We start from the raw sequence: 24,286 nt of genomic DNA, 5'->3' as shown, positions 1-24,286 counted from the left end.
CGAAGCGAGGTCGAGAGATCCCGCACCTGCGGTGCCCGCAAAAAACAAATTCCCTGCGCGAATGACAGAAGAAAAGCAAGAACAGCAGGGCCGGCTAGCGGCGCCCCTCCAGACCTTCCCGTCAGCGGGCGCGGTAGTGCTGCAGATAGAACTCGGCCAGTTCCAGATCGCCGGGCTGGGTAATCTTCAGGTTAAACGCGGAGCCGGGTACGACGGCAACGGGGTGCCCGGCGCGCTCCACAACGGAGGCCTCGTCAGTGCCGACGAAGCCGTCGGCGGTGGCCTCGGCAAAGGCGGATTGGATCAGGCCGAAGCGGAAGCCCTGGGGGGTCTGAGCGTAGACGATGGACTCGCGCGGGATGGTCGCGGTGATGAGGGCTCCATGGGCAGTGCGCTCAACCTGCTTGATGGTGTCGACTGCAGGGACGCCGACGATGGCCGCGCCGTGCTCTCCGACAGCGTCGATGGTGCGGGAGATGGTGGCGGCATCGATGAGGGGGCGGACGGCGTCATGGACGAGGATGATGTCGTCGGGCGCGGCGCCGTAGGTGGTTTCGACAGCGGCAAGGGCGTGGGCGACGGAATCCTGGCGGGTGTCTCCGCCTTCGACGACCTGTACGCGGTCGGCAAAACCGTGCTCGGCGATCTGGGCCTGGACTCGCTCCATCTCAGTCTTGCGGACGGCCACAACGATGTGGGTGATGCGGGGCACGGCCGCGAAAGCGCGAAGCGAGTGGATCAGGATAGGGATGCCACCAAGGGACAAAAATTGCTTAGGCTGCGGACCGGCCATGCGGGTACCGAGCCCGGCAGCGGGCATAATGGCAAATACTTGCATAACTTGGCGAGTATACAACGGCAGGGAGTAGAGATAAGGGATTAGGCCTTAGAAGGACTTGTCGATGAACTGCATTTCATTGGAGGGGCCGAAGCCAAGGGATTCGTAGACGGGGCGGCCCTCGGCCGAGGCATGAAGGCTGGTGACTCGGATGTTGAGACGATGAGCTTCGTCGATGCAGCGCTGGACGAGGGCTCGGGCGATACCGCGGCGACGGTAGTCGAGTTCGACGAACATATTGAGGATGTAGCCTCGCTCGCTCGTGGATGGGTGAAGGGCGTGAGGCGGCCAGTCGAGAATGAGGAGACCGGCCGAGGCTACGGGGCGGGCGCCGTCTACGGTGATCCAGCCGCGATAGCGACCATCGGCGAGACGCGGGAGAAGCCAGGGCTCGAAGCTGCGGCTCATCTCATCGAGACTTTCGGACGTACCGCTGCCCATTGCAGCAAACATGGCGTGACGATGAGCGACGATGAGGGATGCGTCTTTGAGGGTGGCTGAGCGCGTCTCTAACATTTCGAAAGTATAGGGCGGGATTGCGGGAGGCTATGATCCTCTTGGTGCGAAGTGAATCTGCAAATCTGCTGCTGGATGCGTCCCTGTTGAAGCCAGGGATGCGGGTGGCCGTGGGGGTGTCGGGCGGAGCGGATTCGGTGGCGCTGCTGCGGGCGCTGCAGGAACGGGCCGGCGAGTTGGGAATTGTGCTGAGTGTGGCGCACCTGCATCACGGACTGCGGGGAGCAGAGGCGGATGCGGATCTGGAGTTTGCGCGAGCGCTGGCGGCTCGGCTCGGGTTGCCGTTTTTGACGCGGCACGTCGATGTTGCGGCGGAGGCGGCCAAGCTGCCGGGGAAAGCAGCAGAGACGATCGAGGAGGCGGCACGGCGGGTTCGGTATCAGTGGTTCCGGGAGTTAATGGCTTCGGGCGGGCTGGATGCCGTGGCGACGGCACATACGCTGGATGACCAGGCGGAGACCGTGATCGCCAAGGTGCTGCGCGGGGCGTGGACGGAGGGAATTGCTGGCATTCATCCGGTGGTGGAGTTTGCGGAGGGACGGGTGATCCGGCCGCTGCTGGGGATACGGCGGGCGGAGGTTGAAACCTATCTCAAGGCGTTGGGGCAGGAGTGGCGAGAGGACTCGTCGAACCGGCATCTGACGTTTACGCGGAACCGCATCAGGCATGAGTTGCTGCCGGTGCTGGAAGAGTGGAACCCCAAATTGAAGGAGCATCTGGCGCAAATGGCAGAACTGGCGCGGAACGAGGAGAGCTGGTGGCAGGCCGAGGTGGCGAGAGTGGCCGCGGAGGTGATGCTGGAGGGGCGGCCGGTGCGAGGAGGGGGCCGGGCTGCAGCCGAGGGACTGGCGGTGCTGGAGGTCTCAAAGATGGCGGCGCTGGATGTGGCGCTGCAGCGGCGGGTGATTCGCTATGCCGTGGAGCGGCTGGGCGCCGCGATGGATTTCGTCGGGACTGAGAAGCTGAGGGAGCTGGCGTTGAACGGCCGGGCCGGGCAGAAATGCGAGCTGGGCGCCGGGTTGCGGGCTGAGCGAAGCCACCGGGAGCTAAGGCTTTCAATTCAGTCGGTTACGGCGGGAAAGGCTGAAGGGGATGAAGTTGTCGAGATTCCGGTGCCGGGAGAGGACGAGGGGTTCGGAGTACGGGTCACGATTGAAGTTGACGGCGCTCAGCCCTCTTTTGTCAGCCCTCCGGTTGCAGTTCTGCGGAACTGGAAGCCGGGAGACCGGGTGCACCTGCGGCACTCGAGCGGGCCGCGGAAGGTGAAGGAAGTCCTGGAGCGGATGAAGGTCTCCGGGAGCGAGCGGGCGAAGTGGCCGGTGCTGGAGCTAAACGGCCGCATCGTGTGGATGCGGGGAGCTGCGGTCGAGCCGGAGCCGGGATTTCGGATTACGGTGGTCTGAGCTACCAGGCGCCTTCGATTCGAAAAGCGGTGAGGTCGGTGGCTTCGGCGGGTTCGAGGTAGTGTTCGATGACGTTGTCGACGCGGGCCCCCCGCGGACCACGGCGCAAGCTGGCGCGTAGCTCGTTCAGGTCCTCGGGGTCTCCTGCGGCAACCACTTCCACGTCGCCATCTTCAGTGTTGCGAACCCAGCCGCGCAGTTCCAGCTCGCTGGCCTCGCGCTGGACGAACCAGCGGAAGCCTACTCCCTGAACGCGGCCCCGGATGAGGAAGTGAAGAACCATACGTTGCCAGTGTAACGGGCGAGTTTGGCGGAGCCCACCAGGCAACCCGGCGGACTGTGTCGCCCATCCAACACAGCATCGTTTTCTTCCGGGGTTGGCTTCAATGAGGTTTGCTGTTCTCTGCAGGGGCGTATTGCGCGGGATGGGCCGTGAGGCGTCCTGCGAATTGCTGGCTACCAAGACCGTACTCAGCGAGGCGACCCGCGCCGTCTATTCACACTGCGCGATCATTGAGGCACCTTTGGATCTTCCTGACGGTGACTACGAGGTGGAATTTGCCGGCGAGGTGGCGGTGACCAGCCTGCGAGGCGGCAACTGGGTGGTGGGAAGGATCCTGCCCCAGACGTACTCCGAGGCGAAGACCTTCTATGACCAGGAGAATACCCGGCTGAAGACAGCGTTGAACAGCCGACGAGCCGGAAAGAGTCCAGCGCCGGGTGACCCGGGCGGCAACTGATCCGCATTCTCCCCTCTCATTGCCGGGCGTGATGCAGCGAAGCACGCGTGAGCATGGGATAATGACCTGCTTTCCCACAGGCCCGATGATCCTATACTGGTCGCAATGGCAAAAACTCCGGTATGCGGATGGAGGCTCGAGCGGGCTGCGCGCAAATGCGGCGCTCTGCGCATTGCCGGTGTGGACGAGGTGGGGCGCGGGCCGATGTTTGGACCGGTTGTGGCAGCGGCGGTGATCCTGGCGCCGAAGTGCCGGCTGGAGGGGCTAAACGACTCGAAGAAGCTCTCCGAGAAGAAACGCAACCAGCTCGATATGGAGATCCGCGAGAACGCGGTAGCATGGGCCATTGCGGCGATCGACGTGGAAACGATCAACCAGATCAACATCCGCAACGCTTCTCTGCTTGCGATGAGGCGCGCCGTAGAGCAACTGGCGCTGACGCCGGACTACCTGCTGATTGATGGCGTGGATACGATCGACTTTGCTTGTCCGCAACAGGCGGTGGTGCAGGGCGACGGCACGAGTTTCTCGATTGCGGCGGCGAGCATTCTGGCGAAGGTCTTTCGGGATCGCATGATCGTGGAGTTGGACTCGCAGTATCCCGGTTATGGGCTGGCAAGCCACAAAGGCTATTGCTCCGCCGAGCACATGGCGGCACTGGCGCGGCTGGGTCCGACGCCTCTGCATCGCAAGAATTGGAGTCCGGTGGCGCAAACTATGCTCGAGTTCCCTTCCCTGCTGGAACTCCGCGAGAGTTGATGCGGTTCCACCGCGGCCGGCGCGCAGTGTTCCCTTTCTCGTTCTGCAACCGTTATCCTAGATAGCCTCATGGCGATAAGAGGCTGGATGATGGGAACGCTGGTACGATCGGTTTCGAAAATCAAATGAAAGCAAGATGGATTATTTGCGTTCTGGCTGCGCTTTGGATGACGGCGCCTCTCGCCCCTGCATGGCAGCAGGACACGTTTGCGATCACAGGCGTTGTGCACGACGGCGCGGGGAAAGGCGTCGCAGGCGCGGCCGTGCGGCTGCAGGCGCAAGGCGATGGGCATGCGCAGGAACTAAAGACGGATGGCACCGGCAGCTTTGGATTCGCGGGGCTGAAAGCCGGCGTGTACGTGGTGAGCGCCCACATGGCAGACGCGCACAGCAACGAAGTCACCGTGCGGGGAACAGGTGGCGCAGTGCAGCGGGTGGAACTCACGCTTGGCAACGGTGCGAGCGGTGGAGACAAGAACGCGAAGACGCCGGAGATGGAGTTTTCTGACGCGCCGAACTTTACGGTGGCAGGAGTTACTGATTGGACGGCTGCGGGAGGACATGGCTCCGATACAACTCTGCGGGCCAGCGAGTCGTTAACGCGCGAGACGCTTCAGTTGAAGGCTGAGCCGAAGGGCGCGGAAGTGACCGCAAGCAGGGAGCGGCAGTTGCGCGAGGCGGTGGCGAAGTCGCCGAGGGACTACAAGGCAAATGAAGAGCTCGGCCGTTTCTATCTGCACACGGAGAGCTATGCCGAGGCCGTGGTGCCTCTGCAGACCGCTTTCGAAGTTGATCCGACGCAGAAGGAAGCAGAGTATGAACTGGCGCTTGCATTGTTTCGGAACGGCGATGCGGCGAAGGCGCGGGCGCATGTCGATAAGCTGCTGGCAGAGGGCGACAGGTCGGAGTGGCATCGGCTGGCGGGTGAGGTGGATGAGAAGCTCGGCGATCCGCTGGGCGCGGTACGTGAGCTCGAGCGGGCGGTGAAGGAAGATCCGAGCGAAGAGAATTATTTCGCCTGGGGCACAGAACTGCTGGAGCATCGCGCGATCTGGCAGGCGAAGGATGTGTTCGAGTCGGGCGTGAGGGCGTATCCGAAATCAGTACGGCTGCTGACCGCGCTGGGCACGGCGTTGTTCAGCGGAGCAATGTATGAGGATGCAGCGCAGCGTCTGTGTGAAGCGTCAGACCTGAGTCCCGAGGATGCAGCGCCTTATCTCTTCATGGGCAGGGTGGACATTGCATCGCCGAATCCGCTGCCATGCGTGGAGACGAAGCTGAAGCGATTTGTAGAATTGCAGCCGGCGAATGCGCTGGCGAATTACTACTACGCCATGGCGTATTGGAAGCAACACGGGAAGAAGACAGATGCCGAGACGCTGCGGCAGGTTGAGCAGTCACTGAACAAGGCCGTGGATGCCGATGCAAAATGCAGCATCGCTTATCTGCAGCTTGGCGTGATTCGCGCGTCGCAGTCGGATTATCGCGGGGCCGCTGAGTTTTATCAGAAGGCGATTGATGCTGACTCGCTCTCGACCGAGGCGCACTATCGACTCGGTGTTGCGTACGATCGGCTGGGCGAGAAGGAGAAGGCGGCCGAGGAGTTCAGGGTTCACGACGAACTCAAAAAGCAACAGGCTGCCGCCGTGGAGAAGCAACGACGCGAAGTGAAGCAGTTCCTGGTGCAGGTGGGCGGAGACGAAAAGAAGACCGCGCAGCCGTAGTTTGTCGCGAGCGAGCTATGCCGGCGGATGCGCGGCGATGATGCCTTCCCCTTCACGAATGGTGAGGATCTGGTTCGGCTTCACTTTCTCGAATCGTTCCACCTTCTGCGTGGTGGGCCACTTAACTTCGATCGCGTCGACAACAGTGCTGGAGCCAATCCCGAAGTGAAGCCGCAGATCGTTCTGCGACATGACGCTGGCGCCGCTCTGCACTTCGGCGATCTGGATGTGCTTGCCTGTGAATACGCGCGCGCGTGCGCCAATGGCAGTGCGATTGCACTTTGTGCCGATGAGCTTCAGCTTGATCCAGTTCTGCTTGTTTCCACCTACGTTATGAAGCAGCGAGGGAGGCTCGTTCATGTTGAGAATGAGCATGTCGACGGCGCCGTCGTTGTCGTAGTCGCCGAAGGCGGCGCCGCGGCTTGAGAAGCGCGCGGTGACGCCCGGACCCATGGACGCGGAGACGTCTTTGAAATTTCCGTTGCCGAGGTTCTTGTAGACGAGGCGCGGATTTTTGAAGGTCTCGCCGAAGTTGTACTTGTCGATTTCAGGATAGACGTGGCCGTTGATCTGCACGATGTCGGTCCAGCCATCGTTATCGTAATCGATGAAGCCGCAGCCCCATGCGACGTAGGTGCTGTTGATGCCGACTCCGGAGTTGAAGGAGAGATCGCTGAATGTGCCGTCGCCGTTGTTGTGGTAGAGATTGCTGGTGTCGTCTGCGAAGTTGGTTTTGAAGATGTCGAACCAGCCATCGCAATCGTAGTCAGCAACAGCGAGGCCCATGCCGGCCTGCTCGTGGCCATCAGCGTTGTAGGCGCATCCCGCGATGACTGCGATATCAGTGAACGTGCCGTCGTGATTGTTCTGATAGAGGATGCTGGGCATGGAATCGACAGCGACGTAGATATCGGGCCAGCCATCGTTGTCGAAGTCGCAACACACGGATGTGATGGAGTAGCGCGGGCCGGGCTTAAGGATGCCGGCCTTCTCCGAAACATCCGTGAAGGTGCCGTCTCCATTGTTGCGGTAGAGGATGTTGGTGTCGCCGGGGAGCCCGCGCGGGCCGCACATGGTGGGCACGCCTTTCCATTGGCAGAAGCTTGCGTTATCGATCGACGGCGGGTTATCAGGGTCGAGCCTGACGAAGTTGCAAACGAAGAGATCGAGGTGTCCGTCGCGATCGTAGTCGACGAAGCTGCAACCTGTCCCCCAGCGGCCTTTGCTCTGCGTGAGGCCGGCCTTCTTTGTGACGTCAGTGAAGGTGCCGTTGCCGTTGTTATGGAACAGGATGTTGTGGCCCCAGAAGGTGCAGAAGAGGTCGTCCCAGCCGTCGTTGTCGTAGTCGCCGACACAGACGCCCGTCTGCCAGCCGCTGCGGCCGAGGCCTGATTTCTCGGTCACGTCCGTGAACGTTCCGTCGCGATTGTTCTTGAACAGGTGGGTGGTGGGTGCGGCTCCGGGAGCCCAGTGCGCGTCGAGACGGCTGCCGTTTGTGAGGTAGATGTCGAGCCAGCCGTCGTTGTCGTAATCAAAGAAGGCTATGCCGCTGCCCTTGGTCTCAATGATGATGCGCTTGTGTTCAACGCCTCCCCAGACATTGGGTACCGTGAGTCCGGCGTGTTCAGCGACGTCGATGAACTGCACGGGCGATGCGGGCGTGGATGCGACGGCAGGCTTAACCTGCGCCGCTGCGCCGAGTTTCCACACGGGCGTGGTGAGCCTTTCGAGCAATGAGGCGCCGAGCAGGAATGAGCTGGACCCGAGGAAGCGGCGACGAGGAATGATCATAAGATTCAGCGATTATAAAAACGGTTGATGACTGAGTGAATCATCGCGGTTTCACCTTCGGGAAGGGATGCGGAACGATGCCGGTCCCCTCTTTTACCGCGATGATGGTGTCGATGGGAAGGCTGGTGAGTTTGTCGACGCGGCCGCTGGGCCACGTGATCTGAAGCGACTCGATCTTGTTGCGCTTGCCAAGGCCGAAGTGAATGCGGGGATCGCTGGCCGACATGTAGCTGGTGCCGCCTTTGGCCTGGTCGACCTGCACCACGCCATCGGAGGTGAGCTTGAGCACCGAACCGATGCCGTCGCGATTGGATTTGTCGCCGATGAGGAGCACTTCAAGCCAATGGTTGGCTGTGCCCTCATTGCGCAGAATCACGGGCGACTCTCCTCGGCAATTGACGGCTATTCCAACCTGGCCGTCATTGAAGAAGTCGGCCGTAGCGAGACCGCGGCCGACCATGGGACGGTTGAAGTCGGGACCAAGAGACTCGGACGTTTTCTCGAACTTGCCGTGGCCCAGGTTGTGGAACATCAGCAGCGGTTCTTTGTAACTCACAAGGCTGTGATAGAGCTGCACGTTGTCGACCATGGCTCCGTTGGCCTGGAGAATGTCGGGCCAGCCATCGTTGTCGTAGTCGATGAACTTTGCCGCGACGCCACTTAGCAGAATGGCTTTGTTGCCGATGCCCGAGCTGTAAGTCGCGTCAGTGAAAGTGCTGTCTCCGTTGTTGTGATAAATGCGATTCAATTCAAAGTCGAGGTGGGTGATGTAGATGTCGAGGAGACCGTCGCCATCCACGTCGGCGGCGTCGATCCCCATTCCGGCTTCGTAGCGGCCATCTTCGCTGGCTGCGAGTCCCGAGATCAGCGATGCATCAGTGAACGTGCCGTCGTGGTTATTCAGGAAGAGGAAATTCGGCCATGTGTCATTCGCGATCGCGATGTCGGGCCAGCCGTCGCCATTCAGATCCGCGAGCAGCACGCCCATACCTTTCGACTCGGGCGCGCTGACACCGGATTTGTCACTCACATCTGTGAATGTGCCGTCGTGGTTGTTGTGGTAGAGCTTCGTCTTCTGACCGCGGTAGTTATTCGGGTTGCAGTAAGATCTGTAGCCGGGCTTGCGGTCTCCGCACCACATGTTGTTCTTAGGCGACCATTCGATGTAGTTAGTGACGACAAGATCGAGATAGCCGTCTTTGTCGTAATCGAACCAGCCGGCACTTGTAGACCAATTGCCTTCATCGGCGAGGCCTAAGTGCGAAGTGACATCAGTGAACGTGCCGTCGCCGTTGTTGCTATACAGGATTGCGCTGCCGTAGCCCGTGACGTAGAGGTCGGGATAGCCGTCGTTGTTGAAATCACCGACCGCGACGCCCTGGCCGTAATGTCCTTCACCAGCTACGCCCGCCTTGGCGGTCACATCTGTGAAAGTGCCGTCACCGTTGTTGTGGTAGAGCGCTGAGCGCAAGGGCTGCGCGGGCTTGTAGGCTTCGGTTGCGCCAGACTGGACGAAGTATATGTCCATGAGGCCGTCCTGATCGTAGTCGAGAAAGGCCACCCCGGTGCCCATGGTCTCGAGGTAATACTTCTCGTCAGTCTGCGTCGAGTCCTGCACGAAGCTAATTCCGGCAGACTTGCGAATGTCAGTGAATCGCACTGCAGAAGCGGGCGCGGCCGGCGGGGCAGGCTTGGTGCTCTTCGCCGCTTGCCCAAAGACCAAATTAGCCGGCGTTTGTAGGACAAGCGCAGTGAGAAGGGCGCATAGCGCCGATGAGCGGAGCGCCGGATTCATAGTGTCCTATCCGCGAGCGAGAGCGCGAACTGAAGAAGCTGTTGTTTGTTTTGCGCGCTCAAGACACCAGATTCCTGATTCGCTTGTGGAGAGGCCTGATCGAGCACCTGTTCGATGCGGCTGATGTCGGCACTGGAGCCGGCATTGCTTTCCTTAAAGCGCTTCAACACATCGCGGGCCTTGTCGATCTGGCCGATCTGGAAGTAAAAGACGCCGAGTGTGGAATAGGCGCCGGGCCACTCGGGCAGGAGGTCCACAGCACGCTCAAAACGCGATGCGGCTTGATCAACGTTTCCGGCAAGAGCGGAGGTGAGGCCGAGGCCCCAGTAGATTTTGCCTGAAGCGGGAATGCGCGACTGTCCTTTGGCGAGCGTCTGCTGGGCGGCTGGAACATCGTTGGAGCGCAAATCGATCAATGCGAGCGAAAGATAGTTCTGATCGTTGTCGGGATTGCGCACGATGGCATCGCGGAATATGCCGGCGGCCTGCGCTGTGTCGCCGAGATGCGCGAAGATGTCGCCCATCAGCGTGAGATATGCGTCATCTTTGCGGCCGGCTTCGGATATCTGGCTGGTGATCTCGAGGGCGTGCGAGTAATCGTGCTTCTGAAAGTACGCGTTGGCCAGATTGAATTTCACCTCGTCCGAGCCGGAGTTCGCCTGAAGGGCGGACTGGAATTGTTGGATGGCGTCGTCATACAGACGATAACGCGCCAGCAACACGCCAACGCCGTTCAGGGTTCGATAATCACTCGCGCTCAGCGCATTGAGTTGCTGAACGGTCCCGCGCGCTTCTGGAATCTTGCCGGCTTTGAGATATGCTTCCGCAAGCATGTAGAGGTTAGCGGGCTGGTTGGGATGACGCTGAATCTCGTTGTTCAACTCGGCAATGTCGAGTTGCTGACGAGCGCCGGTAGCTAGTTGCGAACGGCTGTCGAGGTAATCGAAGAGGTGTTCAAACGGGTATGGTCCGGCCTGCGCGTTCTTGGACATCGTCTTAAACACGTTCAGGTCGCGATTTGCGGCCTCAATTTCATGAAGGCTGCGCTCAACCATGGCTAGTTTGTAGTAGCCATTGCCCGGATCGTGCGCGATCTTCACATAACGGCGAAGCAGTTCTTCCGCTTCAGGCAGGCGCTTCGCAGCCGTACGCAAATTTGCGAGCTCTAGTAGTGCGTCGGCGTAATCAGGATTGTATTGCAGGGTCTGCTGAAAATATTTCTCTGCCGCAGCGGCGTCGCCCTGGCGCTCGGCAATGAACCCTAGATTGAAGAGGCAGGTGCTGTTGTGCGGATCGAGCGCGAGACCCTGCTGGAAGTAGGTCTTCGCTTCATCGAAGCGGCCGAGGTTGCGATAGGAGAGGCCCAGAAAGGCATAGGAGCGCGAAGTCTTGTCGATTTCGAGCAAGGCGTTGAACTTCTCAATCGCCTTCTCGGTCTTTCCCGCCATGAAGTAGCTTTCGCCCAGCGCAGCGAGAAGATCGGGGCGGCGTGGAGCGATCTCAAGGCCCGATTCGAGAAGCGGAATCGCATCCTCGTAGTAATTCTGCGACATGGTGACTTGGGCCATGAGGAAGATGATGTCGGCGTTTTGCGGGGCTATCTTGTGCGCCTGCATCAGTACATCCAATGCGTCGAGCGGGCGCGATTGACCGACGTAGGCCTGGGCAAGAAGGTGGAGCGCCTCGACGTTTCCCGGCTGGATCTTGAGCGCCCTTGTAAGCGTGACCTCGGCAGCGGCATTGTTCGCGGCGCGGACCTGCACCTGGCCGAGATTGAAGAGGATCTCGAAACTCTCTGGCTCTAGGGCCTCCGCCCGATCAAGCAGCCGCTGAGCGGTTTTGTATTGTTGCGCAGAGGCCAGCAGAACACCCAGCGAAAACTGCACCTGGACTTCACTCTTGTGAGCGTCGGCGAGAGTGTCGGCAGTGCGCAGAGCCTCTGCCGCTCGTTGCGTCTGCAGGTAGGCTCGCACCAGGTTGAACTGCGATTGCGTCGTATGAACGCGCTCGAAATGCGGGATGGCCGCGCCGGCAGAGCCCTTCATCATCAAAAGAACGCCGAGATTGTAATTGGCATCGGCATTGGCGGGGTCCATACGAAGAACAGTGCGGAACTCGCTCTCCGCCAGGTCCAGGCGCTTCTGTGCCGCGTAGGTGTTGCCCAGGTTGTTGAGAGTCTTGGTCGAGCGCGGACTGAGACGCAGAGCCTGCTGGAAGGAGGCAATCGCCGCTTCATAATCCTGCTGGTTCGATTGGATGATGCCGAGAAGGTTGTAACCCTCAACGCTGGGGTGCGTCTTCAACTGTTCGAGCGCCTCAGTGCGCGCCTCGGCGAGCCTGTGCTCGGCCAGAAGTGTCTCCGCTGAATGGTAGGGAGATGTGTCGACCTTCTGCTGCGCAAAACCAAGCGCTGCAAGGCTCAGAAGCGCGAGAACGCCGGCTTGACGCGTGAATCTATCTGCAATCGCGGAACGTGCTTTTGAGGCGATGCGGGGAGCCATCCTCTCGATACCTATGTGTAGATGTGTTGCGGCGCTCATTGTAGCACTTCCAAAGCTCGCCTTGCGTTGTCGTCGTCCGGCCGCAACTGGAGCAACTGCTGAAGCACGTCGCGCGCCTTCTGCTTGTCGTTGCGGTTGGCGTAGAGACGCGCCAGGTTCAGGTACGACTGATCGAAGGTGGGCGCCGCCTTGATCCCGGCGAGGAATTTGTCTTCGGCTCTCGCGTAATCCTGACGGCGCACGTAGAGGACGCCGAGGTTGTTGAGCGCCTCGGGATAGTCGGGCCGCAATGCGACGGCATGCTCGAGATATTGTTCGGCGCGCTGGAAGTCATCCTGCTGCGCGAACAGCATGCCGAGGCTGTAGTGAATCTCAGGATCGTCTGGACGGATGGCGAGTGCGCGCGAAAGCGATGCATCTGCCTTGTCGAAGGCGCGTTGCCGGCGATAGAGATTGCCGAGGTTCAGATGCGCAGTGAAGTAAGCGGGCCTGATCGCGATGGATTGCTGGAAATCGCGAATGGCTTCATCTGCGTCGCCTTGCTGCGCAGCGATCATGCCGAGATTGTTCCAGGCCTCTGCAAAGGCGGGGCGCAGTTCGACTGTCTTCTGCAGGTAGCCCTTAGCTTCCGCGAGGCGGTTTCGTCGGAGATTAAGCGTGCCGAGGTTGTAATAGGCGTTGGCGTTATCGGGCTTGGCAGCGACGACCTGGCGGAACGACTCGTCTGCTTGATCGAGGAACCCGTGCTGGTAGAGTGCAACGCCGTAGGTGAAGTCGTTGCGCTCAAACGCATCCTGTATGAGCATGCCTGAAAACGGTAGGGCGGCGCGCATACGGGCCTGGCTGTCCGTGGGAATAGCGTTGGTGTCGTCGGCGATGCGCGGTGCTTCGGCGAAGCCCTGATAGATCTTCACGATCATTCCCTTGCTGTCGATCAAGAACGACGCGGGAATGGGCAGGTCGCGCCGGCGATCGAAGAGATGGCGATAAAGAATGTTGTAGATTCCGGAGACGTCCTGCGTTGCGAAGAGCACCGTGGCGAAAGAACGGAATTGAGTCGCCTCCTTGCGCGCCTCGGGCACTCGGGCAGGTTCATCGAGGCTGATTGCGACGACTTTGAGGTGACTGCGTTCGAGCAGCGGAGCCGCGGCCTTCAAGGCTGAGAGTTGGCGGAGACTCTGCGCGGCTTCTGTCGACCAGAAGGTCAGCAGCAAGGGGCGCCCGCTCCAGGAGTCGAGCGCATGATTGGCTCCGTCGATATCTGGCAGTTGGAAGGCGGGGGCCCTGAGCGGCTGGATGAGCCATGTCTCCGATTGCAGCGGCAAAGGTTCACGCGCAGAAGCGGAGGCATTCGCTTTCTGACCGGTGCGCGGAGCGGCATGGGCAACCGCACGAAACGTGGAGTTGCCTTCTTCGATGTGGATGCGATGGCCAACGGGTAGTTCGGAGAATGTCTGCGTCAACCCCGAAGGCCATCGAACCATAGCCTGGATCATGCCTTGTTGCGCGCCGAGGCCGATGAACAGTTCCTTGGTGTGCTGCGAGAGGAATCCCGCGCCGGCCTGCAGGTACCTCGTTTGTGTTGTGCCCGCTGCGGTGATCGAGATCGATGCGCCGATCGCATCGCGGTTGCTGCGCGTACCGGTCAGGCAGAACGAGATTGACGATCCGATGGGGTTCAGGTCGTTGCGAAGTACGCGGACTTGCGGCGCGGTGCGGTTCTTGACGATGACTTCGAGCCGGCCGTCATGATCGAGATCGGAAAGAGCAAAGGCACGCGCGTCGTCGCGGAAGTCGAGTTGCAGCGTGCCGGACGCTTCAGTGAAGGTGCCATCGCGATTGTTGACGAAAGCCACATTGCGGGCCAGACCGTGCCACGTGTGATCGGCCCGCACCAGCTCGTTGATGGCGTTCCAGCCTCGTTCGTAGGTCAGAAGAGGAGTTGTATCTTCGGGAGACTTGGCCACTATCTGACGCCAGAAGAATCCAGCGAGCTCGTCCGCTTGAGGGCAGGTCAGATACCCGTTCGAAACATACAGGTCGCTGTAGCCGTCGTGATCCCAATCCCAGAAGTCGGAAGACCAGGACCAACGCCCCATCTCTACCGCGGCGGATTGGCCAACGTTCAGGAATGTGCCGTCGCCACGGTTTCTGTAGAGCGCATTCCCGCGCGCGTGACGCTGGTATAACTCACGAATATTGGCTGGCGCATCGGGGTGAAACTGCCGCTGCTGGGATACGCGCTGGCCAGCGGCTTCCCACATGCTTGGAACGTAAACGTCCTGGCGACCGTCGTTGTCGTAGTCGGCCCAGCAGCAGCCCATGCCCGCTCCGACACTCTCTACGTGCGCCTCTTGCGACACGTCTTTGAAGGTACCGTCGCCATTGTTGCGATAGAGCTGAGAGCTTCCGAAATCGTTGGCGATGAAGAGATCAGGATGTCCGTTGCCGTTTGAGTCTCCCCAGGCGCAGGCGAAGCTGTAGCGATTGTTGCTGACGTTGAGTCCTGCGGGCTCTGTGGCTTCGATGAAGGTGCCGTCACCCTGATTGCGGAAGAGGTAATTGGGCGGACCGTTGCGTGCGTCGTAGTAAGGGACTGGGTAGTTATATTGCTCCAGACCGAGGTAGTACATGTAGAGGCAAAAGTAGACGTCGAGACGGCCGTCATTGTCGTAGTCGGCAATCGCTGCGTGCGTGAACGCACCCTGCGGCGGACGTGCGAACTTGAAGGCATCGCGCTTGAGCGTGAACGTGCTGTTGCCATTGTTGAGAAACAGGAGCGGTCCGCTGCCGCAGACGACAAGCAGATCCTGGCGACCGCGGTTCTGGAAGTCGGCGAAAAGAGCACAGGCGGTGCGGTCTAGAACGCCAACGCCGGCCTTCTCCGTCACATCTTCAAAGGTGCCGTCTCCATGGTTTTTATAGAGGCGATTGGGCAGGCCGGCGGGCTGGCAGATGTAGAGATCATCAAAACCGTCTCCATCGAAATCGCCAGCAGCCACGCCATTGTTACCGTAGACGTCGATGCCTACAGCGCCATCGATCACTGTGCGCCAATAGTCGGCACCGTGCATTAACTGCGCGTGATAGGAATCGACCCCAGCGAATGCGTTGGCAGTGACGTCAGTAAAAGCGGGCCCCTTAGAGAATGAGCGCTTTTCCTCGCCAAAGTGCCAGAGCCGCGCGCGCCATTGTTGCTGTTCGTCGCGCGCCCATTCCATGTTCCACGTGCCTACGCGCTCCTCGCGCTTGTTGTCAGGCAGAGTTGAGACGATGTCATATCGAACTTCAATGCGCAGCGCGGAGGAGGATTGCGAGACCGGCTCGATGCTGAAAATTTCGAATTCAGCTGTTTGAAGGGAGGACGCCGGTTTCAGCCACTCAGCGATGCCGGCGATGAACTGCTCGCGCGGCCGTTTCGAGGTGGAGGAAAAGCTGCTCGCGACTGCGTCGATGCCAAAGCCGGTTCGGATCGGGCGCTGAATGCCTTTCTCAATGTCGGTCGCGTCGAGTTCGGGCTCGAGAAGATCGGAAAGGGCAGCTGTGCTTTGTGGGGAATTTTTCAGCGTCGTCCCCCAGCGGTCGAGGAGAGCTTCGATCTCGACCGCGGCTTTTTCGAGCGGATAGTCATCGGATCCTGGGGGCACCAGGCGAAAGATGTCAGTCAACGGCGACTGCGAGGGATAGTGAGGAGAAAGATGAACATCGGCCAGTGATAACTCGCCGGCACGTTCGACGCCTTCACCGAGTTCGAAGCCCAAGATAGGCGCCGCTTTAAGCGCGAAAGAGGCGAGTGAGAGTCCCTTGAGAACCGCTCTCCTGGAGACGCGTGGTCTAAGTAAGTTCAACTGGGACTTCATTGGTGGACATCATAGAGGAAATCTTTTGGGGCTGGCACGCGGCTGGAAATCTTTGATCCCACGAAAATTAAATGTCGTTATGTAAACAAGCACTACCCGAGGGCTGTCTGTCGATCGTAGAGACTGTATCATATTGAAAATGGACTGCTTATGTCCGGATTGCGAGATCAGATTAGGCGGCCACAAATCGATTCACCAGAACGAGATCCACAGTGAGGGTTAGTCTGATCTCCAACTTTTGGTTGACAACCATTTTAAGAATCACGTAGTTTGCTGCCCAAGAACTGAAACCGTTTACAAAGCGGGCGTCGTTGTCTTCCCTGGATCTCTCTTAGGGCTCTGCCTTTTCCCAATCGAGAAGTGTGACGCGAAACAAGCAAACCGCAAGCAATTTGGAGGTTTACTCTCATGGGTCGTGATTCTGGAAGGTCCATGCTGTTCAACGCATTACGATGTGCAGTTCTTGGCTGCCTGTGCATTCTGCTTCTCCAGAGCCGACCTGCACTCAGCCAGGTTGACGAAGGAGCAATCACTGGAACGGTTCAGGATACAAGTGGCGCCGTTGTACCCAACGCGGACGTCACCCTTCTGAACATCGACCAAGGAATCACGCTCCAGACCAAGACAAACTCGAGCGGTGGTTATACGTTTTCACCAGTGCGCATTGGGCACTACACGCTGACGGTGACTGCGACGGGCTTTGCCAAGACGACGCAGACCAAGATCACGGTCCAGGTCGCGCAGGTGGTCCAGGTGAACGTTTCATTGAAGCCTGGCGCCACTACGGAAACCGTCGAGGTCAATACCGCCCCTCCCGTGCTGCAGACCGAGGAGGCCTCGGTTGGACAGGTGATTGGCGAAGCGCAGGTGAACGCGCTGCCGCTGAATGGCCGTAACTTTACGTTCCTAGCCCAGCTTGGCGCGGGCATGCAGACGCCGCAGCCGGATACGCGCGGCAACGCCGCTTCCGGCGCGTTTTCAGCCAACGGCCTTCGCCCCTCGCAGAACAACTACCTGATCGATGGCATCGACAACAACTCCAACGCCGTGGACTTCCTGAACGGCACCAACTTCGTGATTTTGCCACCCGTGGACGCCATTCAGGAGTTCAAGGTGCAGACAGCCGACTTCAGCGCCGAGCTTGGCCGCTCGGCGGGCGCGGTCATGAACGCGACAATCAAGTCGGGTACGAACAGCATTCACGGTGCCGTGTGGGAGTTCTTCCGCAACGACAAGCTCGATGCGGCCGACTACTTCGAGAACAACAACGGCCAGCCCCGCGGCAAGCTCCGCCAGAACCAGTTCGGCGCCAGCTTCGGTGGCCCGATCATCAAGAACAAGGTGTTCATCTTCGGCGACTACGAAGGCTTCCGCCGCGTTCAGGGCACGCCTGAGAACGGCAACGTACCGACGAAGCTGATGCGCAGCAGCGGATACACCGATCTGTCGGACATCCTGACATTTAACTCCGGCTCGCGTACCGACGCTTTGGGACGCTCCATTCCCAGCGGCACAATTCTCGATCCGGCGACGACGCGCTATTTGGCAGCCGGTGCGATCGATCCCGTTTCCGGTCTCAAAAACACAGGCGGCCAAGCATACGTCCGCGATCCGTTTGGCACATGCGGACCCGCCACCGCGACATTCACAGCCGCGGCTTGCAACCTCAACCACATACCGGCCGGCAGACTTAGCAATCCGGAGTCTCAGGCTGCGATCAACATTCTGAATCTGTTTCCGGAGCCGAACTCCGGCTTACAGACATTCAGCTCCAGCCCCGCGCTCTATGAGCATCGCAACCAGTTCGACATCCGCGGGGACGTGAACCCGAACGATAAGAATCAGATTTTCGGACGGTATAGCATGTCTGACGATCCGATCTTCATCCCGGGCATCTTCGGCGGCGTGGCCGACGGCGGATCGTTCGATCAGGGCGAGCAGACGGCCCGGTCGCACCAGATGGTCGCTGGCTACACGCATGTGTTCTCGCCGAACGTGATTAACCAGGTCCGCGGCGGGTTCGCGCACCTGCACACCACGCGCTTCGGACCGGTGGCCACGGAAGCTGGAATTCCGGCTAAGTACGGCATCGCGGGTATTCCGCAACCTCCTACCGATGGCCCTGAGAACGGTGGCTTGCCAGCCTTCGGCATTGGAAACCTGGCACAGCTCGGAAGCAACGCATTCCTGCCGTCCGATGAAGTCAGCCAGACCCTCCAGGTCACGGACGACTTTACGCGGATTTACGGGAAGCACGGCTTCAAGATGGGCATCGAGTATCAGAACGTGAAGTTCTCGACGCTGCAGCCCGCATGGTCGCACGGCCAATTTAACTACGGCGGCGGATTCACGGATATTCCGAACCAATCGAGCACAACCGGCGGCGTGGCACAGTTCGTACTGCCCGCCCAGGCCAACTCATACAACTTTGCGGACACTCCGAGTGCCAAGAAGTTTGACTACTCGGGCGGCTCCGATGGCGTGTTCGCATCCAACATCGCCACCACGCACGACCAGAGGGTTTACTTCGCAACCTACTTCCAGGATGACTGGAAGATGACGCCCAAGCTCACGTTGAACCTCGGCCTCCGTTGGGATTACTTCGGGCCGATCAATGAAGTTGGCGGCGCGCAGGCGAACTTTGTTCCCTACGCGCTTCCAGACAAGAACCTTGGTTCTCCCACGTTCCTCATCCCTGCTACAGGGAGTGGAAACAGAAAGCTGTCGACTGGTACTCCTGACACGCCGGGGACCTGCGCTGGCATAGGTTGCTATGGCTTCGTGGATCTTCTAGCGAAAGACGGCATCACTCTCATGCAGACCAACCGGTACGGAAAGGGCCTGGTGCAGACGCAGAAGACCAACTTTGCACCTCGTGTCGGCTTCGCGTACCAGGTAGACCCGAAGTTGGTAGTGCGCGGCGGGTTCGGGGTGTTCTACAACGCCTTTGAGAACCAGGGATATGGACCGAACATTGGCGAGAACTATCCGTTCGTGTTCAACCTGTCGTACTTCTCGCAATCGAATCCGACCGGTACGAGCATCGATGGACAGGTAGCGCCGATCAGCTATAACTCGCCGTTCGCGAGTTGCAGTACGGCTGGCGGCAACCCAGGAAGCGGCCACGGAACGGCGACCTTTACATCGGGCTTCTCCTGCATTCCGCTTACATCCACGGCAGTCAATGCCTTGGGCGTCGGCTTGCAGGGTATGCAGTTCGACTACAAGACGCCGCACACGTTCAGCTCCAACCTCAGCGTCCAGTACTCGATCACACGGTCGATTGCAGCGCAGGCGGCATACGTATTCACGCAAGGCAGCTCGCTGCAAACCAACGTGGGTTATCAACTCGTGAATCAGCTGCTACCCTCCGGCCTCGACACCAAGAACTGCGGTGCCTTCTCTGATTTCCCGAACGGAGCCTGCGTGCCGTTCAAGGATTTCGGCGGCGGGTCCTACTCGGCGAATCTTGGCGACAGCACGTATCACGCGCTGCAGACCAAGATTGAAGATCAGTTCTCGAATGGGCTGACGTTCCTTGCGACGTACACCTGGTCCAAGACCATGTCCGATGCGGGCGACCTGCTAAACGGCGGCGCGTCCGGCAACGGCAACAACAGCGGTCCATTCAGAGCTCTGGGCATTCCGGGACTCGGACCCAGATTTGATTGGGGTCCGGCGAACTTCGATGTCCGCAACGTGTTCCACTTCAGCGGCGGTTACCAGTTGCCGTTCGGCAAAGGGATGAAGTACATGAACACGGGCGGCATTGCCAATGCCATTCTGGGCGGATGGGCAATGAACTGGATTGTGACGGCCCAGGGTGGTCCGCCGCTCGACTTCAGCTGCCCCTCGGGGTCGGTTTCCGGCGCCGGCTGCCGCACTGTACTTGTCAAGGGTCAAAGCCAGCAGCGTGGTATCAAGACGAAGACTATCGACGGAGCGCCGCGGCCGTTCTGGCTCAACAACGCCGCAGCATTCAATCAACCATGCCAGCTCGGGTGGAACGGAACGGATCCAAACACTCTTGCTCCTATTCCCGACTCGCCGAAGGGCTGCCTCCCAGAGACGGGTGCCGCTGCTCTCGGTTCCAAGCCCGGCAACACAGTTGGCCCTGGAATTCATCGTTTCGACTACTCAGTGTTCAAGAAGTTCCAGATCACCGAGCGGATCTCGACCGAATTCCGCGCCGAGTTCTTCAACATCCTCAACCACCCCAACTTCAACCCGCCTAACTTCGGCGGCAACGGCGTAGTAGCCATCGGCGGTTCAGGCAACTACACTGACCCGCACTTCGGCGAAGTGGGTTCGACGCGCTTCAATCCATACGATCCGCGTCAGATCCAGTTTGCTCTGAAGCTGTACTACTAGGCTAAGATGAGGTAACCCCGGCTCGGCGACCCCGGGCCGGGGTATTTTCATCTTGGGCAAAGCCGCTCACGCGGAGGCGATTTGTGAGCAGGAAGTTCCGGCTCTCTCTATTTATCCCACTGCTCGCAGGGGCCCTCTGCTGTGCCGCACAGGAACCACCAAAGCAAAAGCTCGATCAGCAGTATCAGTCCGCAGTTGCCGACTATGAAGCCGGCCGTTACGCCCAAGCTGCTGCCCGCCTTGAACCGCTTCTGCCCTACGCGCCAAACAGCTTTGAGATTCATGAACTGCTGGGGATGGTTTACGCCTCCCTTCCCGATACCGATAAAGCGATCGCACATTTGAAGACCGCCGTCCAACTCAAGCCCGACTCAGGCGAAGCCCGCACCAACCTCGGCGCAACGCTGTTGCGCTTCGGCCAGAAGGATCTCGCAGGCGAACAGTTCCGCAAAGCGGCGGCGATGGAGCCGAAGAGCTACGATGCCAATCACAATCTAGGCGAGTACTACATCCAGATTGGCAAGGTGGCGGAAGCTCAGCCGTATCTCCAACAGGCTTACAAGATCAATCCCAACGCTTACGACAACGGATACGACCTGGCCATGGCCAACTTCCTGCTCGGCCGATTCGAGGAAGCGAGAACTGTAGTGCAGGCGCTGTTGCAGCAGAAGAACAATGGCGAGTTGCACAATCTTCTGGGACAGATTGACGAGAAGGATGGCAAGTTTGTAGCGGCTGCAAATGACTATGAAGCTGCCGCGCACCTTGACCCGAGCGAAGAGAACCTGTTTGCCTGGGGCAGCGAGATGCTGCTGCACCGCACGTACGAGCCGGCGATCGCGATCTTTCAGAAGGCTTCGGAGCTGTATCCTAAATCGCCGCGCATTCTGATCGGCCTGGGGCTCGCACTATATTCGCGCGGCATTTACGACAAGGCGGTGAATGCGCTGATTGCTGCAGCCGATCTGAATCCGCAGGACGCCCGTTGCTATGTCTTCCTTTCCAAGGCCTACAACAGTTCGCCTCTGCAAGCAGATGAAGTTGTGGCGCGATTCAAGCGTTATGCCGAACTGAAGCCAGACAACGCGCTGGCGCAGTACTACTATGCCGTGAGCTTGTGGAAGGGGAAACGTGTAGAGAACTCCAATGTAGATCCCAGCACCGTCGAGGCGTTGCTCAAGAAGGCAATCTCGCTGGACGATTCGATGGCAGACGCGCACCTGCAGCTGGGAAATTTCTACGCCGATCAACACCAGTATGAGCAGTCGATCCCGGAGTATCAGCGCGCATTGCAGCTCGATCCGAATCTCGCTGATGCGCACTACAGGCTGGCGACGGACCTGGTGCACACCGGGCAAAAGGAAAACGCACAAAAGGAGTTCGCCGTGTATCAGAAGCTGCGCGCCGAGCACCTTGCGGAAGTGCAGAAGGAACACGAAGAGGTTCGCCAGTTCGTGTACTCAGAGCAAACGGCGAACACTGAAAGGCCATGATCGTGAAGTCCTCGTCAATGCGCGAGATCGCATGCAAGGTTAGTTTTAACCGCAGAGACTTTTTGCGGAGCGCGGCCGGAATGGCGCTGGGAAGCGCCGTCCTGAGCGCGAGTCCGTTCGTGCGTGCGGAAGCGGCACGCAAGAAGCGCAAGGTGGTCGTGGTTACATTCGGAGGCGGAGCTCGCGACCAGGAGACATTCGCGCCTGAGGGCCAGGAGAATATTCCGCACATGCTGAACGAACTGGCTCCGCAGTCGAGCTTCTTCACGCATGTTACGAACGATGGAATCCTCGGGCACTACGTTGCGACAGCCAGCCTGACCACGGGTGTCTACGAGACCTTGAACAATTTCGCGGCGGTTGCGCCCGAGCATCCGACTGTCTTCGAGTACTTCCGCAAGGATCTGAGAAGACCATCGTCCGATGCATGGGTGGTCGCGCCCAGCAATGGCTTCAATCGCATCGGCGAAAGCGGAGTCCGTGGCTTCGGGCCGGGCCTGGGCGCACGCGTGATCCTGCCGAAGCGCTTGCTGGGTATAGCTACTCCGGGCGGAACAGCGGATTACGATCACCTGTTGCACGACAATTACGAAACTCCGCTCTATACGCCGGCTCTTGCTGGCGGCGAAGTGGAACTGCGCCAGTTGGAGGAGATCCTGAAGCTGTCAGTCGGCGATTTTGCTTCGCACGCGCGCACGCTCTCGAGCCCCGACGAGTTGTCGCTGTACATCGCCAGGCGCCTGATGAGAGAAGAGTCGCCGAGCCTTTTGTGGATCACGATGCACGACATCGATGTTGCGCACTCAGGCGCGTATTCGCTCTACATCGAGGGCATCCGGCGCACGGATCGGCTGTGCGCTGAGTTGTGGAAGGCAATTCAAGCGGAACCGGAATACGCCGGCAACACAACCATGTTCGTGCTTCCCGATTTCGGACGCGACTCGGATATGGACGCAGGAGGCAATGGTTTCCAGCATCACCGCACCGGCGATGCGGCGAGCCGTACGACGTGGATGATGGTGCTGGGCGCGGGGGTGAAACAGGGCGTGATCTACAACGATCCAATCCAGTCAGTCGATCTTGTTCCGAGCATCGGCGGAATGATGGGTTTCTCTCCGTCGCAATCGCAAGGCAAGCTCATTCGGGAGTTGGTGTAGTTATGTTACCGCGCGATCTGAAAGCTGAAAGCTTCGCCGGATATCCTTCGCAGGCAAAGACGCTCGCGGTGGCGTACCTTGATGCGCTTCGCAAGCTGCCGCTGGCGTTTGCCCCAAGCCTGCTTCGTCAATTGATGGACTACGACTACAGCTTCCCTGTCGAACGATCAGTCATCGATGACGAGATGCGAACGTTGAGTTCTCTTTCGGACTCGGAACACAAAGACTGGTTTCGCGATTTCAGCGCGATTTCGCTCTCCTCTTCGCTGGAGAACTTTGACTGGATCAACCTGCCGCGTCAATTTGTCGAGCAGCAGGCCGCATACCTCTGGTCCACCCATCAGCTTGATGCGTTTCGCAAGGCCGCTCTCGATTATGGCGATCGCCTGGCGAAATCCCGACATGTGGAACCAGTCGCCATGCAGCGGCTGGGGATCGCAGTGGCGGGCCGAGGAGTGGCGACTTACGACGCTCCACTCTTCAGAAAGCTGCGCCAGCACGGAACGCGATTCACTCAGGTGAATCCCGATGGAGCACTGCAGACGTTGCTCTCCGCAGTGGAGCAGAGAGCGCGGAACAGCTCCGCTGCCTACGCGCACTGGTATGTGGACGGCGGCGCCGCAATGGCCCATGCTCCTGAGATCGCGTGCATATCGTATGAGAGCCTCGCCCCGCTGCGCGGATCGATTCTGAAGAAGATGCAGACGGAAATTGGGCAGCCCGGTATGGGGCCGGAGGAGCTTCGGACGCGGCTTGCCAAGATGACTCCAGCAGACCTGGGCATGGGCGCCACCGATCCGGTTCTGAGCCGCTTTCAGATGAAGCTCTTCACGGAAGGATCAGGCACGCAGATCTACAGCACCACCTTTGCGCAGTGGACGTCACGCGAGGTACTGCGACGAGCACAGGCAGTGACGCTGATGGTTCGGTACGCGCCTCGTCAGCGACAGCGCCCGATGAACGAGCTGCTCTCAGGCAAGCAGGGGGAAGCGGAGCTTGATCCGTCAGGCTCGCTGCTGGACGCGGACATGGGCGCGTACTATCACTGGATTGATCAACAGCGGCTCCCGGATGCGGAGCATTCCGCTTTCATCGCATGGTTTGAAGGCCATGGTGAAGGGGTTGCCATTGGTCCTGCGATGCCACGCGGAGCTGAATCGCATGCGCCGATCGAGATGAGCAAGCTGTTGTCGCTGGTGACCGCTTAGTTTCAAACAAGCTGCAGACGAATCATCCAGAGAAATACGGGCCTTTGCGGTGTGCTCATTTTTGGAAGGAGCTGAAACAAAAGCGCGCAGCGGACAAGCTGCGCGCTTTTGATGAACTCACCTGAGGTCT

At 59.5% G+C, this 24,286-nt stretch carries 15 protein-coding genes; 8 read left to right on the top strand and 7 right to left on the bottom strand.

All coding sequences use genetic code 11. The features are described 5' to 3' along the window. Positions 1 to 121: 121 nt before the first annotated feature. Together ispD and MOP44_RS11830 are read right to left on the bottom strand one after the other, a co-directional pair. Positions 122 to 838, bottom strand: coding sequence for a 2-C-methyl-D-erythritol 4-phosphate cytidylyltransferase (gene ispD, locus MOP44_RS11835; RefSeq protein ID WP_260796239.1), 717 nt, complete (start codon positions 836 to 838; stop codon positions 122 to 124). A gap of 48 nt (positions 839 to 886) precedes the next feature. After that, on the bottom strand, positions 887 to 1,354 hold the full coding sequence (locus tag MOP44_RS11830; RefSeq protein WP_260796238.1) for a GNAT family N-acetyltransferase: 468 nt from the start codon (positions 1,352 to 1,354) through the stop codon (positions 887 to 889). A 44-nt stretch (positions 1,355 to 1,398) separates the two neighbouring features. Here MOP44_RS11830 and tilS point away from each other — a divergent pair, with 44 nt between their 5' ends. Next, entirely contained in the window at positions 1,399 to 2,757 is a 1,359-nt protein-coding gene (gene tilS / locus MOP44_RS27870; RefSeq protein ID WP_313901067.1) for a tRNA lysidine(34) synthetase TilS, read from the top strand. A gap of 1 nt (position 2,758) precedes the next feature. Here tilS and MOP44_RS11815 read toward each other — a convergent pair whose 3' ends face one another. Then, on the bottom strand, positions 2,759 to 3,040 hold the full coding sequence (locus MOP44_RS11815; RefSeq protein WP_260796237.1) for an acylphosphatase: 282 nt from the start codon (positions 3,038 to 3,040) through the stop codon (positions 2,759 to 2,761). 103 nt (positions 3,041 to 3,143) lie between these two features. On the opposite strand from MOP44_RS11815, the gene MOP44_RS11810 reads away from it, so the two are divergent. From MOP44_RS11810 to MOP44_RS11800, 3 genes are all read left to right on the top strand, one after another. Next, positions 3,144 to 3,497, top strand: coding sequence for a hypothetical protein (locus MOP44_RS11810; protein WP_260796236.1), 354 nt, complete (start codon positions 3,144 to 3,146; stop codon positions 3,495 to 3,497). 105 nt (positions 3,498 to 3,602) lie between these two features. Then, complete coding sequence (locus MOP44_RS11805) at positions 3,603 to 4,256, top strand: ribonuclease HII (protein WP_260796235.1); 654 nt, start codon at positions 3,603 to 3,605, stop codon at positions 4,254 to 4,256. A gap of 125 nt (positions 4,257 to 4,381) precedes the next feature. After that, positions 4,382 to 5,980: a tetratricopeptide repeat protein gene (locus MOP44_RS11800; RefSeq protein WP_260796234.1), complete on the top strand. Its 1,599-nt coding sequence runs from the start codon at positions 4,382 to 4,384 to the stop codon at positions 5,978 to 5,980. Between the two features lie 15 nt (positions 5,981 to 5,995). On the opposite strand, the gene MOP44_RS11795 is transcribed toward MOP44_RS11800, so the two are convergent. The 4 genes from MOP44_RS11795 to MOP44_RS11780 are packed head-to-tail and all read right to left on the bottom strand — an operon-like array spanning position 5,996 to position 15,927. Continuing rightward, on the bottom strand, positions 5,996 to 7,771 hold the full coding sequence (locus MOP44_RS11795; RefSeq protein WP_260796233.1) for a CRTAC1 family protein: 1,776 nt from the start codon (positions 7,769 to 7,771) through the stop codon (positions 5,996 to 5,998). A gap of 40 nt (positions 7,772 to 7,811) precedes the next feature. Continuing rightward, positions 7,812 to 9,566 (bottom strand): CRTAC1 family protein, encoded by a 1,755-nt coding sequence (locus MOP44_RS11790; RefSeq protein WP_260796232.1) that lies wholly within the window; start codon positions 9,564 to 9,566, stop codon positions 7,812 to 7,814. Continuing rightward, positions 9,563 to 12,106, bottom strand: a complete 2,544-nt coding sequence (locus MOP44_RS11785; RefSeq protein WP_260796231.1) for a tetratricopeptide repeat protein — start codon at positions 12,104 to 12,106, stop codon at positions 9,563 to 9,565. Before MOP44_RS11785 ends, MOP44_RS11790 begins: the two co-directional genes overlap by 4 nt. Next, positions 12,103 to 15,927 (bottom strand): FG-GAP-like repeat-containing protein, encoded by a 3,825-nt coding sequence (locus tag MOP44_RS11780; RefSeq protein ID WP_260796230.1) that lies wholly within the window; start codon positions 15,925 to 15,927, stop codon positions 12,103 to 12,105. Before MOP44_RS11780 ends, MOP44_RS11785 begins: the two co-directional genes overlap by 4 nt. Positions 15,928 to 16,335: 408 nt before the next feature. On the opposite strand from MOP44_RS11780, the gene MOP44_RS11775 reads away from it, so the two are divergent. The 4 genes from MOP44_RS11775 to MOP44_RS11760 all read left to right on the top strand — a co-directional run bounded on the left by MOP44_RS11775 (position 16,336) and on the right by MOP44_RS11760 (position 24,156). Further along, positions 16,336 to 20,298 (top strand): TonB-dependent receptor, encoded by a 3,963-nt coding sequence (locus MOP44_RS11775; protein WP_260796229.1) that lies wholly within the window; start codon positions 16,336 to 16,338, stop codon positions 20,296 to 20,298. 83 nt (positions 20,299 to 20,381) lie between these two features. Continuing rightward, a complete protein-coding gene (locus tag MOP44_RS11770; protein ID WP_260796228.1) occupies positions 20,382 to 21,791 on the top strand; it encodes a tetratricopeptide repeat protein in 1,410 nt (469 codons plus the stop codon). Positions 21,792 to 21,871: 80 nt separating this feature from the next. Then, on the top strand, positions 21,872 to 22,948 hold the full coding sequence (locus MOP44_RS11765; protein ID WP_260796227.1) for a hypothetical protein: 1,077 nt from the start codon (positions 21,872 to 21,874) through the stop codon (positions 22,946 to 22,948). A gap of 2 nt (positions 22,949 to 22,950) precedes the next feature. After that, positions 22,951 to 24,156, top strand: coding sequence for a hypothetical protein (locus tag MOP44_RS11760; protein ID WP_260796226.1), 1,206 nt, complete (start codon positions 22,951 to 22,953; stop codon positions 24,154 to 24,156). Positions 24,157 to 24,286: the final 130 nt, after the last annotated feature.

Source organism: Occallatibacter riparius (assembly GCF_025264625.1).
In the GTDB taxonomy this organism is placed as follows: domain Bacteria; phylum Acidobacteriota; class Terriglobia; order Terriglobales; family Acidobacteriaceae; genus Telmatobacter; species Telmatobacter riparius.
Note: the sequence above shows the minus strand (reverse complement) of the source record. Positions and strands in the feature narration are given on the sequence as shown.

Bases quoted from the DNA above. Each gene is read 5' to 3' on its own strand.
- ispD (WP_260796239.1), bottom strand. From the start codon at position 838: ATGCAAGTATTTGCCATTATGCCCGCTGCCGGGCTCGGTACCCGCATG.
- MOP44_RS11830 (WP_260796238.1), bottom strand. From the start codon at position 1,354: ATGTTAGAGACGCGCTCAGCCACCCTCAAAGACGCATCCCTCATCGTC.
- MOP44_RS11815 (WP_260796237.1), bottom strand. From the start codon at position 3,040: ATGGTTCTTCACTTCCTCATCCGGGGCCGCGTTCAGGGAGTAGGCTTC.
- MOP44_RS11810 (WP_260796236.1), top strand. From the start codon at position 3,144: ATGAGGTTTGCTGTTCTCTGCAGGGGCGTATTGCGCGGGATGGGCCGT.
- MOP44_RS11805 (WP_260796235.1), top strand. From the start codon at position 3,603: ATGGCAAAAACTCCGGTATGCGGATGGAGGCTCGAGCGGGCTGCGCGC.
- MOP44_RS11800 (WP_260796234.1), top strand. From the start codon at position 4,382: ATGAAAGCAAGATGGATTATTTGCGTTCTGGCTGCGCTTTGGATGACG.
- MOP44_RS11795 (WP_260796233.1), bottom strand. From the start codon at position 7,771: ATGATCATTCCTCGTCGCCGCTTCCTCGGGTCCAGCTCATTCCTGCTC.
- MOP44_RS11790 (WP_260796232.1), bottom strand. From the start codon at position 9,566: ATGAATCCGGCGCTCCGCTCATCGGCGCTATGCGCCCTTCTCACTGCG.
- MOP44_RS11785 (WP_260796231.1), bottom strand. From the start codon at position 12,106: ATGAGCGCCGCAACACATCTACACATAGGTATCGAGAGGATGGCTCCC.
- MOP44_RS11780 (WP_260796230.1), bottom strand. From the start codon at position 15,927: ATGAAGTCCCAGTTGAACTTACTTAGACCACGCGTCTCCAGGAGAGCG.
- MOP44_RS11775 (WP_260796229.1), top strand. From the start codon at position 16,336: ATGGGTCGTGATTCTGGAAGGTCCATGCTGTTCAACGCATTACGATGT.
- MOP44_RS11765 (WP_260796227.1), top strand. From the start codon at position 21,872: ATGGCGCTGGGAAGCGCCGTCCTGAGCGCGAGTCCGTTCGTGCGTGCG.
- MOP44_RS11760 (WP_260796226.1), top strand. From the start codon at position 22,951: ATGTTACCGCGCGATCTGAAAGCTGAAAGCTTCGCCGGATATCCTTCG.